Origin of the sequence: Novosphingobium clariflavum (genome assembly GCF_026420865.1) — a bacterium.
Classification (GTDB): Bacteria; Pseudomonadota; Alphaproteobacteria; order Sphingomonadales; family Sphingomonadaceae; genus Novosphingobium; species Novosphingobium clariflavum.
Genome location: NZ_JAPCWC010000005.1, coordinates 305619 through 317288 on the forward strand (window position 1 = coordinate 305619; position 11670 = coordinate 317288).

Genomic DNA, 11670 nt, shown 5'->3' on the forward strand with positions numbered 1-11670 from the left:
GGGGCTCAGGGCGTCGCCCCGCTCCAGATCGCCCAGCCGACCAGCCAGGCCGCCACCACGCAGGCGAAGAACCGCCAGGCCGGCGCGCGGACGAGGCCCCGGGTTCCGGCGGGAAGCGCGCGCTTGCCGGTGACCATCGGGGCGATCAGGTTGTCGCGCTTGACCACGCGGTAGAACAGCACCGCGCCGACATGGAGCACGACGAGCGCGAGGATGAGGTTGAAGCCCAGCCCGTGCAGCTGCGTCGCGCGGTCGGCGGTGGTGAACGAGACGAGATGGTTGAGCGGGCCGGTCACCCCGTCATCCTCGTCGCCTGCAAAGAGGCCGAAGGTGACCTGCAGGCTCAGCAGGCCGAGCAGGGCGATCACGCTCCACCCGCCGGCGGCATTGTGGCCGACATCGTGGCCGGCGGTGGGGGCCGCGCCGGTCCTGCCGCGCAGATGGTCCAGCACCGCGCGCGGGCCGCGCACGAAGGCAGCGAAGCGCGCGGTCGATCCGCCCACGAAGCCCCAGAGCACGCGGATCACCAGCAGCTGCAGCATCACCGTGCCGATCTGCATGTGCAGCGCCATCTTGCCGTTCTCGGCGGTCCACCACAGGGCCGGGATCAGCACCACGAAAGCCCAGTGGATGAAGCGGACGGGAAGATCCCAGAGCGGGGTGGGGACCCCGCCCGGGTTGCTCACTTGTCCTTCTTTCGGAACTGCTCGTGGCAGCCCTTGCAGGCGCCGCCGATGTCGCCCATCGCCTTGGTGGTGGCGACGAGGTCCTTGGCGTCGGCGGCGGTCTTCAGTTCGTCGGCGGCGCTGGCGAGCTTGTCGGCGGCGGCCTTGAATTCGCCGGGCTTCTGCCAGACGGCGGGCAGGGCTTCGGTCTTGGGGGCAGCATCTGGGCCGGTGCCTTCGGGGAACAGGCCGAGGATCTTGCCGGCGTCGTCCTTGATCGAGGCGGCGGCGGCCGAGGCGGTGGCGAAGTCCGGCGGGGTGCTTTCGAGCGCGGCCTTGGCGACCTTGTTCGACTTGCCGATGTCCTTGAAGTTGGCCTTGCGCTGCTTGACGATGGCGGAGGCGTCGACGGCGGCATCCGAGGCGCCGGCCGAACCGTCGGGCGCGGTCTGCGGGCCCTTGCAGGCGGACACGGCAAGGAGCGCGCCGATCGCGGCGGCCAGCATGAGTTTCGAGGGGGCGAGTTTAGAGGCCGTAAGGGTACGGGTCATGGCGCGGCAACTCCTGTCAGGCGGGACACTTATGCATCCCTTGAAGCCTTGATAACGCGGATTGTTGCGCTGCGAAGAGGGTATTCCGCAATCGCCGGGAATTTATCCCGCGAAGACGGTCCCGTCCATCAGCTTGCGCGCGGTGCGAAGGAGGGCGGCGCTCACGACGGCGCCGCCCTCGTCCACTTCGAGGACACAGGACATCTCGCCGGTCGGATGTTCGACCGACAGCGTCTTGCGGCGACCCTCGGGGCATATGGCGACTTCGGCGGCGGGCGAGCCATCGATCAGGCAGGCGGTCGCCACCGAGACCGCGCCCAGCACGCCGATGGTGGCGTGGGCGCGGTGGGGAATGAAACTGCGCACGGTCACCGCGCCGCCATGCCTGGGCGGGGCGACCAGCATCATCTTGGGGACCGACTTGTCCTTGACGTCGCCGAGGTTCATCCGCTCGCCCACGGCCAGGCGGATGGCCTCGATCCTGGCCTTCAGTTCGGTATTGGCGTCGAGGCTCTCGCGGTCCTCGTAGCCGGTGATGCCCAGGTCCTCTGCCTTCATCACCACGCAGGGCATGCCGTTGTCGATCAGCGTCACGCGCACGCCGTTCACGTCGTCGACGGCATTGCCGGTGGGCAGCAGCGCGCCGCAGGAGGAGCCGGCAGTGTCGCGGAATTCCAGCGGCACCGGGGCATGGCTGCCGGGCACGCCGTCGATGCGGGCATCGCCCCTGTAGGTCACGCTATGACCATCCGGGCCGCCCGGCGTCTGCACGGTGGCGACGGCGACCTGCCCGGTGTTCTCCATGAAGATGGCGACATCGGTTTCCTCGCCCTTCGCTTCGATCAGCCCGCGCTCGATGGCGAAGGGGCCGACACCGGCGAGGATGTTGCCGCAGTTCTGCTGGTCGCTGACGAGCGCCTGATCGACGAAGACCTGCAGGAACAGGTAATCGACATCGATGCCTTCGCGCGAGGATTTGGAAACGACCGCGACCTTGCTGGTCAGCGGATCGGCGCCGCCCATGCCGTCGATCTGGCGCGGATCGGGGGAGCCCATGATGGAAAGCAGGAAGGCATCGCGCTCGGCGGGATCGGCGGGGAGGTCGGACTTGAGGAAGTAGCCGCCCTTCGAAGTGCCGCCGCGCATCCACATGCAGGCAATGCCCTCGGTTTCGCGTGCTTCACTCATGGCGCTCTCCCGGCAGTATCGAATCGAAGTGAGCGTACTTGCCTTTCCGGGGCCGGGCGAGGGAAGGCGGATGCGGCAATTCGCGATTGGTTCTGGCTAAACATGAGGTGCGCGGTGGGGGCGCGACCTCCCCACCCCGCTCAGGCTGAGCCTGTCGAAGCCCCCTGCGGTGTGGCGCGGTACGAAGGCCGTCCCGCGGATGGTCCTGCGCCGGGTGCGGGCTTCGACAAGCTCAGCCTGAGCGGGGTTGGGTTAAACCGCGGTATGCAGGACAACGACAGGATTCGCCCCATTGCAGTCATTTCCGATGCTGGACGCCGGGCATGATTTCAGACATAGACCATGCGTGACCGAGAACCCATCGCAGACCAATGTCTGGCTGTTTCGCCTCTTCACGGCTTTATGGATGGCGACAGCTATTCCAATCACCATCTTCAGCTTCTTTCTTCTGGAACTGCCACTCTGGCCTGAGTTCGACGCTGAAAGCACTCCTGAAGGTATTGCGCTTTGGGCAGCCACAGCGGCATGGTTCTATGTAACGCCCGTGGCGCTGATCATCGTCGCTCGCCGATGGAGTGGGCGTGGCACTTCCTGATCTCTCGCATCCGAAAGTGCACTGACCGCTTCCCACCCAAATCAAACCTTCCAATCCCGCTCAGGCTGAGCTTGTCGAAGCCCCATGCGGCGTGGCGCTGCGGGCCAGCTGGCTGACCAGCACCCAGTCCCCGGCCATCATCGCTTCCTTCTTGGCGCGGCTCCAGCCCTTGAGTTTGCGTTCTGCCGCAAAGGCCTCATCCCGGGTCTGGAAATCCTGGGCCCACAGGAAAACCACGGGCAGGCGCCGGGACGTGTACCCTGGGAGGGTGCCGCTCCGGTGCTCGGCAATGCGGCGTTCGAGGTCATCGGTATGGCCGACGTAGTGCGTGCCGTCGCGGCAGCGCAGAATGTGCGTGTGGAACGCCATCGGTTTGAAGTCTGGCGCTGCGGGTGGGCTTCGACAAGCTCAGCCTGAGCGGGGTGGAGTTAAATCTCGGCAAGCCTCGACAGGGCCGGCTGCTGTCTGCCGAATGGACCGCCTCGCTCCCGGCCGGGCAGACCTCACCACCCGGCCTCCAGCGAACGTGCCGCAAGTCCTGGGGCAATAAACCGGCAATAACGTCATGAATCCGTCTTCCCGCTGACACGGAAATGGCGCCTGATTGCCATGTTTCGCCCCTAGCAATCGCCTCGCGACTGTTTGACCTGCAAAAATAGGGGCACATCCATGACACAGGAACTTCCCGCCAGCGGCTATAGCGATGGCGACGTCGATACCAATTCCACCTCCGTCACCTCGCTCGAAGAACTCGCCGCGCAGCGTTACTCGCGCCGTCAGGCGCTGTTTCGCGGTGCGGGCGCCACGACCATGGCGTTCATGGGCACTGCCGTTCTGGCGGCCTGCGGCGACGATGACGATGACAAGAAGCTGGACATCTCGGCGGGAAGCAATGCGGCGACCAGCTCGGGCCGCGTGGTGACGCTCACCGGCAGCCCGGCCGATGGCGAGGCGGCCTATGCCACTTCGTGGGCGCAGACTTCGGGCACTGCGGTCACGCTGACCGGCACGGGTTCGGTCGTCAGCTTCATCGCGCCCGCCGTCAGCGCGGCGACCGACCTGGTCTTCACCTTCACCGCCAAGACCCCGGTCGGCCAGGCGCGCACCGCCCAGACCACCGTGCGCGTCTCGCCCTCGGCGCTGGGCTTCGCGGCCGTGCCGCACAGCCTTGCCGACGTGGTCAAGGTGCCGTCGGGCTATTCGGTCACCGTCATGACCCGTCTGGGCGATCCGCTCTCGGCCAGCACGGCGGCTTATGCCAACGACGGCAGCGACAGCGATTTCGCCCACCGCATCGGCGATCACGGCGATGCGCTGCACTTCTTCGGCCTGTCCTCGGCGGGCGGGCGCGATGACGGCAGCTCGGTGCGCGGCCTGATGGTGCAGAACCACGAGAACCTCAACGTCCAGTACCTGCACCCCAATGGCCCGACCAATGTGTCGAGCGGCCCGCGTCCGGCGGCAGAGGCGCTCAAGGAGATCGAGGCGCACGGCGTTTCGGTGTCGGAGTACCAGGACGCGGGCAGCCGCAAGTGGTCCTACGTCAAGGGCAGCAGCTTCAACCGCCGCATCACTCCCAACACGCCGATGAGCTTCCACGGCCCGGCGGCGGGTTCGTCGCTGCTGTTCACCGCCTATTCGGCTACCGGCATCGCCGGACGCGGCACCATCAACAACTGCGCCAACGGCATCACCCCCTGGGCGACCAACCTGACCTGCGAGGAAAACTGGGCGGGCTACTTCCGCCGCGATGCGGCGGACGATGCCAAGCGCACCGCGCGCGAGATGACCGCGATCGCCCGCTACGGCGTCACCAGCCGCACCGGCAACTTCGCCTGGTCCACCGCCAGTTCGACCGATTCGATCTACACCAAGTGGAACGCGACGATCACCGGCGCGGCGGCCACCGACGACTATCGCAACGAGTTCAACCAGTACGGCTGGGTGGTCGAGATCGATCCCTATGACCCGGCCTCGACCCCGCGCAAGCGCACCGCGCTTGGCCGCATGGGCCACGAGGGCGCCTTCGTGCGCGCGGTCGCCGGGCAGCCGCTCGGCGTCTACATGGGCGACGATTCGCGCCGCGAGTACCTCTACAAGTTCGTCTCCTCGGCCGCTTACGCCGCGGCCGATGGCGCCAGCACCAGCCGCCTGGCGATGGGCGACAAGTACCTCGACGCCGGCACGCTCTATGTCGCCAGGTTCAATGCCGACGGCACCGGGCAGTGGCTGCCGCTGGTCTTCGGTTCGGTGCCGAACCGGGCGGCGACCGGCACTTATCCCGAATACGTGTTCGCCGATCAGGCCGACATCCTCGTCAACACCCGCCTTGCCGCCGACGCGGTGGGGGCAACGCCGATGGACCGTCCGGAATGGACCGCCGGCAACCCGGTGACCGGCGAGATCTACCTCACGCTCACCAACAACAATGCCGCCGGGCGCCCGCTCACCGGCACCGATGCCGCCAATCCGCGCCACTACAACGATCCCAAGGGCGCCTCGGCCACTGCGCAGTACGGCAATCCCAACGGCCACATCATCCGTCTGCGGGAGACCGGCGACACCACCGCGGCCACCACGTTCAAGTGGGACATCTACCTGTTCGGCGCCGACGCTGCCGATGCCGGGGCGCAGGTCAACCTCTCGGGCCTGACCGCCGACAACGACTTCTCGAGCCCGGACGGCTGCTACTTCTCGCGCGCCACCAACCCGGCGGGCCAGATCAACCCGGTGCTGTGGATCGAGACCGACGACGGCGCGATGACCGACCGCACCAACTGCATGCTGCTGGCGGCGCTTCCCGGCCATGTCGGCGACGGCGGCGCGAAGACCATCACCAACACCGGCTCGGGCGGCGCCACCGCCACCCAGGCGACCTACCAGGGCGCTCCGGCCACGGCGGCGACGCTGCGGCGCTTCCTCGTCGGCCCGGTCCAGTGCGAGATCACCGGCATCGACATGACCCCGGACGGGCGCACGCTGTTCGTCGGCATCCAGCACCCCGGCGAGGATGGCAGCGCCGCCGCGCCGTCGAGCCACTGGCCCGACAGCCAGACCGGCACCGCCGCCGCAACCGTCCGCCCGCGCTCGGCGATCGTGGCGATCACCAAGGATGATGGGGGCATTATCGCCCTCTGATCGGTAGGCCGGAGGGAAGGGAAGGGCGTGCCTTGCGGCGCGCCCTTTCTCGTTTGCATCGCCGGGGCGTTGCACGCGGCGCCGTCTGGAAACGGCTTGCGCGATGGCTTAATGAACAGACCTGTTGATAACAGGAGAGGCCACGTGAAACAGACGGGCACCGACAAGCCGGCCGCGCTGACCGCCAAGGACATGGACGAGGAACGCCTCGCCACTTATCCCACCACCGCGTTTCTTTCGAAGGACTACCTTCAGGCGGAAAAGACGCTGCTCTGGCCCAGGGTCTGGCAGATGGTGGAGCGCGAGAGCGACCTGCCGAACCCGGGCGACTGGATGACGTACGACGTCGCCGACGAATCGATCATCGTCCTGCGCAAGGACGACGGTTCGCTGAAGGCCTTCCACAACGTCTGCCCGCATCGCGGCCGCCAGCTCGTCTCGGTGCCCGACATGCTGCCCGGCAAAGTCCACGACGTGCGCGGGAGCAACCGCCGCAGCTTCGTCTGCGGCTTCCACGGCTGGACCTTCGACCAGGACGGCCAGAACACCTACATCCTCGACCCGCAGGACTGGCATGGCAAGCTCACGCCCGAGATGACCTGCCTGTCGGACCTCCAGGTCGATACCTGGGGCGGCTACATCTACATCTCGATGGACCCCGATGCGGTGCCGCTGAAGGAGTGGATGGGCCGCGCGGGCGAGATCCTCGATCATTTCGACCTGGCCGGCATGGACTACAAGTGGCGCCAGTGGGCGATCTACGACTGCAACTGGAAGACCGCGATCGAGGCCTTCCTCGAACCCTACCACGTCGCCGGCACCCACACGCAGCTGCTCGCCTATGGTGACTACTACGCGCTCTCGAAGCAGTACGGCCTCCACTCCGTGTCGAGCTACGACACCCGCGAGACCAGGTTCCAGATGAGCGAGAGCGCCGGCACCACCCGCGCCGGCAAGGGGGACGACGCCCGCGTCTCCACTTATGAACTGATTCGCGAGAACTACGAGACGGTGAACTACTCCGCCTCCACCGAAACGCTGGTCAACGCCGCCAGCCGCCTGGTCGACGAGCTGCCCGAGACCGCGACGCCCGGCGAGATCATCGCCCACTGGCTGAAAAGCGCCAAGGCCGACGATGCCGCGCGCGGGGTGATCTGGCCCGAGGTGCCGCCCGAGATCAAGAAGGAGGGCGGCCTCGCCTGGGGCCTGTTCCCCAACCAGAACATCCTCCACGGCGAGACGTTTGCGCTGTGCTACCGGGTGCGCCCCTATGGCGACGACCCGGACAAGTGCATCTTCGAAAGCTATGCGCTCGAGCGGTTCCCCGAAGGCGCGGCGCCGAAGACCGAATGGGTCTACGCCGATCCCATCGGCGAGAACTGGGGCGCGGTGCTGGCGCAGGACTTCGCCAACATGGAATTCGTGCAGAAGGGCATGAAGTCGCGCGGCTTCCGCGGCCCGCTGCCCAATCCGCACCAGGAGCAGAAGGTCATCAACCTCCACCGCAACCTGGCCAATTTCATGGACGGCATGGGCGCGCCGACGCTGCTGGACGTGAACTAGGAGCAGGATAAAAAGGGGGGGGCAGGCGGCCATCGCCCCCCGCCCCCCGTTACCGTCCGCCCTGCCTGGGGCTCATCCACCGCGCGCCGATCGCGCGGTCAGCTGTCCCGTTCTGTCCTGGCCAGGACCTCTTCGAGCGGAGGAACCTCGGCTTCGATCTCCGCCCGGATGCGCTCGTAGGCGGGCGAGCCGGGCCGCAGGTCCACATCCGCCCCGTAGCGGTGGGCGCGGCGCTGGCGCAGCAGGAACAGCATCAGCGCGGTATCGTGCCGGGTATAGGTGGCCACCACCGAGCCCCGGCTCACCACCGGGCGTTCCTCGCCCCGGATCGCCCGTTCCAGCGCGCAGTCCTCCAGCCGCGCAATGCCCCGGTCGATCGCCATTTCCCAGGCTGCGGCAAACCCTTCCGCACCCGGCAGCGCGCGCAGCTTGTAGAGCGCCTCCAGCGAGGCACCGATCGCGCGCGCGGCCTGGGTGACGATGCCGCTGGCCGCCAGCGCGGCGATGAAGGCGCGCTGGCGCTCGGGGGTGATCGCGTTGCGGCGCGGCTGCTTGTGGCGATAGGGGGCAAAGCCCAGCAGGGGATCGTCCGGCGCGGGCTCGTCCTCGAAAAAGGCGCTGCGCGCGGTGCGCCGCCCCGGCCGCCGGGACAGGCAGCCCGTGCCCGTGCCCGTGCCCGTGCCCGTGCCCGTGCCCGTATCCGTGCCCGTAGTGCCAGGCACGCTTGGATCGACATCCGAAACCTTGGTGGAGGACATGCGGCAACCTCGCTCTGGTGGTGAACCCGAATTCCCCTTGGCGGCCCGGTATATCGCGCGCAGCCCCTTGTAGGAAAACGGTTTGTCCAGCCGCGGCGGGCCGCATACTCCGGCACCGGGGGCACAAAAAGAAAGGGGCCGGACGAATCCGACCCCTTCCCGTGACTTCCTCGGTGGGAGGAACACTACATGCCGGAACCGGGGCCGTAGGTGATTTCCACGCGGCGGTTCTGCAGTTCGCGCACGCCGTCGGCGGTCGGAACGCGGTTCTGGCTTTCGCCGAAGGCCTGGCTGGAGATCGCGCCGTCGGGCACCCCGTGGCTGGTCAGGTACGCCCGGACCGAGTCGTTGCGGCGGCTCGAGAGGCCTTCGTTGTAGCTGGCCGAACCCGAACGGTCGGTGTGGCCCGCCAGCATGATCGGCACATTGGCGCAGTTGCCGTATGCGGTGATCGCGCTGTCGAGGATGCTCGACGCCTCGGGCGTGATGTCCGACTTGTCCCAGTCGAAGAACACGATGTACGGCCCCTTGTTGCAGACCACCTCGGGCGGCGGCGGGGGCGGCGGCGGCGGGGGCGGCGGGGGTGGCGGCGGCGGCGGCGGCGGGACCGGCTCGGACTTGGCGCCGAGGTTGAAGGTCAGCGTCGCCAGCACCGAATGCGAGGCCCACTTGCCCTTGTAGCCGAAGTCGTCGGTGTCGATGCGGTAGCTCGGCACGTTGAAGTAGCGGTACTTCACGCCGATATCCACGGTCTGGCCGATCGGCACGCGGAAGCCCGCCAGCGCCTGCCAGGCGAAGTCCCAGTCGTCGCCGTTGACGAGCACTTCCGAGCCGGAAATGTCCTCGACGCTGATCTTCTGGTCGACCTTGGCGATACCGGCGCCGCCGCCGGCATAGAACTGGAGGCCGTCATCCTTGCCGAAGTCGAGCAGCGCATTGCCCATGAAGCTGAGCGCGGAACTGTGGCCGTGCAGCGAATCCCCGTCGAACACGCCGACTTCGGAATCGCGGATCCGGAAGTCCTTGTTGCCGACGCTGCGGTAGCTGGCTTCCGTCTCGATGCGGAAGCCGCCGAAGTCGTAGCCGACGATACCGCCGAAATCATATCCGGTATCGGGCTTCAGCCGGAAGCGCAGCGGATCGGTGGTATCTGCTTCGCGCAACTTGAAAGTGTCGGCGAAGACGACGCCCCCGTCCAGCTCGATGTAGAAGCTGTCATCCCGTGCCCAGGCAGAGGTTGCCAGGAACGAGGACGACAAGGCGAGCAAAAGCGTGATTTTCTTCACATCACATCCCTGTCTATTCGTCGGTTACATATAAATCCCATGCAAAAAACCGATAATCAACAATAAGATTCTGAAAATCAGAACAGTAATGACTGCGTGTTTAGATAACCCTTGCTTCAAGTGATTTATGTCCGGGGGAGGCTGCCGGGAAATCCCTCGGCCGGTCCGGGTGGTTTCCCTGAGGTGGAAGAGCAAGTTCATGAAGAGTCGTGATAATTTACGCCGGATTGGGCGGATTTTGCGGTTCGGCGGGCGATTGCTACTTTGGGATGGTCCGTGGGGCGGCCGCGCGGGCGCCGCGGGCGGGAATCGGGGCGTCCGGCAGGCTTGATGTTGCTGAAGTGCAACAGGGCAGGGCGCTGCCTGACCGGGCGGGAAGGGCGGCGGGCTGGCGGCGCCGGGAAAATGCCTCTTCTGGTGCCTCCGGGCCGGGGCCTGAAATCCTTGACCCCCGAGCCCAAATCTCCTAAGGGCGCCCATCTCCTGTGGGCATGTCCCCCGGGAACGACATAGAGCTGAACGTTGTCACGTCTGCTTTTCCGGGGTTTTCCTGCCGTTTGCTGGCAGTCGGCCCATGCGGGAGCGCCATGCCCGAATCGGGGTGGGGTCTTGCGGAAGCGGTGGCAAAGTAATCCGGCGCCTGATCGGCCGGGTGGAGTGTTTTTCGGCTCATGTGCAGCGGTTCCCGCCGAAAGGCGGCGTAAACCCGGCGGTCCCGGCTTTTGCGGGGATGGCGATGTGGTTTTCGAAGCGTCCGCCGTGCATGACCTCACTCTTCCCTTTCGAATGGCGTCGGCCCGGAGACCCCGGGGTGCGACGGGTCCGCGCCGATCCGGTCCGTCCGGGCAGTTCGGCCCGGATCCATCGCACTCCAAAATTCGAAAGAAGAGTATAGATGCCCACTATCAACCAGCTGGTCCGCAAGGGCCGCGAGCCGCAGAAGGCCAAGTCGAAGGTTCCTGCCATGGAGCAGAACCCTCAGAAGCGCGGCGTCTGCACCCGCGTGTACACCACGACCCCGAAGAAGCCGAACTCGGCTCTCCGCAAGGTCGCCAAGGTCCGTCTGACCAATAGCCGCGAAGTCATCTCGTACATCCCGGGTGAAGGCCACAACCTGCAGGAGCACTCGGTCGTGCTCATCCGCGGCGGCCGCGTTCGCGACCTTCCCGGCGTGCGCTACCACATCCTGCGCGGCGTGCTCGACACGCAGGGCGTCAAGGATCGCAAGCAGTCGCGCTCGAAGTACGGCGCCAAGCGTCCGAAGTAAGCCGGTGCGCGGGGCCTTTCGTCCCGCACGGTACACGATTTACCGGCCGGTGATGCTCACGCTCCCGCCCGAAAGAACAAGGAATACCAACGATGTCACGTCGTCGTCGTCCCGAGAAGCGGGAAATCCTGCCTGATCCGAAGTTCGGTGATCAGACCCTGTCGAAGTTCATGAACAACCTCATGCTCGACGGCAAGAAGTCGGTCGCCGAATCGATCGTCTACGGTGCTCTCGACACCATGGAAACGCGCGCCAAGGCCGATCCGGTCCAGCTGTTCCACGATGCCCTGAACAACGTGAAGCCGCAGATCGAAGTCCGCAGCCGCCGCGTCGGTGGTGCGACCTACCAGGTCCCGGTCGAAGTTCGCCCCGAGCGCGCCCAGGCCCTCGCCATCCGCTGGCTGATCACCGCGGCCCGCAACCGCCCGGAAACCACCATGGCCGCGCGTCTCTCGGGCGAACTGCTCGACGCTGCCAACAACCGCGGCAACGCCGTGAAGAAGCGCGAAGACACGCACCGCATGGCGGACGCGAACCGCGCCTTCTCGCACTACCGCTGGTAATGTGAGCGTGTGGGCCCGGGTGATCGGTCATCCGGGTGTCACACTTTTATTTCAGGGGGCGAGGTCTTATCTGAAGGCCGCCTCGCTCTCGAAACA

The 11670-nt window shown here is 66.5% G+C and carries 11 protein-coding genes; 5 read left to right on the forward strand and 6 right to left on the reverse strand.

Annotated elements, in window-relative coordinates; all coding sequences use genetic code 11:
* Nucleotides 1-5: 5 nt before the first annotated feature.
* The 3 genes from OKA11_RS09475 to OKA11_RS09485 all read right to left on the reverse strand — a co-directional run bounded on the left by OKA11_RS09475 (nucleotide 6) and on the right by OKA11_RS09485 (nucleotide 2404).
* A complete protein-coding gene (locus OKA11_RS09475; RefSeq protein WP_267219962.1) occupies nucleotides 6-686 on the reverse strand; it encodes a cytochrome b/b6 domain-containing protein in 681 nt (226 codons plus the stop codon).
* Nucleotides 683-1216, reverse strand: a complete 534-nt coding sequence (locus OKA11_RS09480; protein WP_267219963.1) for a c-type cytochrome — start codon at nucleotides 1214-1216, stop codon at nucleotides 683-685. Before OKA11_RS09480 ends, OKA11_RS09475 begins: the two co-directional genes overlap by 4 nt.
* A gap of 102 nt (nucleotides 1217-1318) precedes the next feature.
* Nucleotides 1319-2404: a 4-oxalomesaconate tautomerase gene (locus OKA11_RS09485; protein WP_267219964.1), complete on the reverse strand. Its 1086-nt coding sequence runs from the start codon at nucleotides 2402-2404 to the stop codon at nucleotides 1319-1321.
* A 346-nt stretch (nucleotides 2405-2750) separates the two neighbouring features.
* Here OKA11_RS09485 and OKA11_RS09490 point away from each other — a divergent pair, with 346 nt between their 5' ends.
* On the forward strand, nucleotides 2751-2999 hold the full coding sequence (locus tag OKA11_RS09490) for a hypothetical protein (protein WP_267219965.1): 249 nt from the start codon (nucleotides 2751-2753) through the stop codon (nucleotides 2997-2999).
* Nucleotides 3000-3059: 60 nt separating this feature from the next.
* Here OKA11_RS09490 and OKA11_RS09495 read toward each other — a convergent pair whose 3' ends face one another.
* On the reverse strand, nucleotides 3060-3368 hold the full coding sequence (locus OKA11_RS09495) for a GIY-YIG nuclease family protein (RefSeq protein ID WP_267219966.1): 309 nt from the start codon (nucleotides 3366-3368) through the stop codon (nucleotides 3060-3062).
* Between the two features lie 300 nt (nucleotides 3369-3668).
* Between OKA11_RS09495 and OKA11_RS09500 the strand changes: the two genes are divergently transcribed.
* Entirely contained in the window at nucleotides 3669-6137 is a 2469-nt protein-coding gene (locus OKA11_RS09500; protein ID WP_267219967.1) for a PhoX family protein, read from the forward strand.
* Between the two features lie 192 nt (nucleotides 6138-6329).
* Nucleotides 6330-7700: an aromatic ring-hydroxylating oxygenase subunit alpha gene (locus OKA11_RS09505; protein ID WP_323748312.1), complete on the forward strand. Its 1371-nt coding sequence runs from the start codon at nucleotides 6330-6332 to the stop codon at nucleotides 7698-7700.
* A gap of 98 nt (nucleotides 7701-7798) precedes the next feature.
* Here OKA11_RS09505 and OKA11_RS09510 read toward each other — a convergent pair whose 3' ends face one another.
* Both OKA11_RS09510 and OKA11_RS09515 read right to left on the reverse strand, forming a co-directional pair.
* A complete protein-coding gene (locus OKA11_RS09510; RefSeq protein WP_267219969.1) occupies nucleotides 7799-8458 on the reverse strand; it encodes a hypothetical protein in 660 nt (219 codons plus the stop codon).
* A gap of 185 nt (nucleotides 8459-8643) precedes the next feature.
* Nucleotides 8644-9744 carry an OmpA family protein gene (locus tag OKA11_RS09515; RefSeq protein ID WP_267219970.1) on the reverse strand — a complete coding sequence of 367 codons (1101 nt, stop codon included), beginning with the start codon at nucleotides 9742-9744 and terminating at the stop codon, nucleotides 8644-8646.
* Between the two features lie 895 nt (nucleotides 9745-10639).
* Here OKA11_RS09515 and rpsL point away from each other — a divergent pair.
* Nucleotides 10640-11011 carry a 30S ribosomal protein S12 gene (gene rpsL / locus OKA11_RS09520; protein ID WP_007011879.1) on the forward strand — a complete coding sequence of 124 codons (372 nt, stop codon included), beginning with the start codon at nucleotides 10640-10642 and terminating at the stop codon, nucleotides 11009-11011.
* A gap of 92 nt (nucleotides 11012-11103) precedes the next feature.
* A complete protein-coding gene (gene rpsG, locus OKA11_RS09525) occupies nucleotides 11104-11574 on the forward strand; it encodes a 30S ribosomal protein S7 (RefSeq protein ID WP_142635125.1) in 471 nt (156 codons plus the stop codon).
* The last annotated feature ends 96 nt before the right edge of the window (nucleotides 11575-11670 follow it).

Excerpts from the sequence above, each read along its gene's own strand:
- OKA11_RS09480 (WP_267219963.1), bottom strand. The coding sequence starts at position 1,216 with ATGACCCGTACCCTTACGGCCTCTAAACTCGCCCCCTCGAAACTCATG.
- OKA11_RS09485 (WP_267219964.1), bottom strand. The coding sequence starts at position 2,404 with ATGAGTGAAGCACGCGAAACCGAGGGCATTGCCTGCATGTGGATGCGC.
- OKA11_RS09495 (WP_267219966.1), bottom strand. The coding sequence starts at position 3,368 with ATGGCGTTCCACACGCACATTCTGCGCTGCCGCGACGGCACGCACTAC.
- OKA11_RS09500 (WP_267219967.1), top strand. The coding sequence starts at position 3,669 with ATGACACAGGAACTTCCCGCCAGCGGCTATAGCGATGGCGACGTCGAT.
- OKA11_RS09505 (WP_323748312.1), top strand. The coding sequence starts at position 6,330 with ATGGACGAGGAACGCCTCGCCACTTATCCCACCACCGCGTTTCTTTCG.
- OKA11_RS09510 (WP_267219969.1), bottom strand. The coding sequence starts at position 8,458 with ATGTCCTCCACCAAGGTTTCGGATGTCGATCCAAGCGTGCCTGGCACT.
- rpsL (WP_007011879.1), top strand. The coding sequence starts at position 10,640 with ATGCCCACTATCAACCAGCTGGTCCGCAAGGGCCGCGAGCCGCAGAAG.
- rpsG (WP_142635125.1), top strand. The coding sequence starts at position 11,104 with ATGTCACGTCGTCGTCGTCCCGAGAAGCGGGAAATCCTGCCTGATCCG.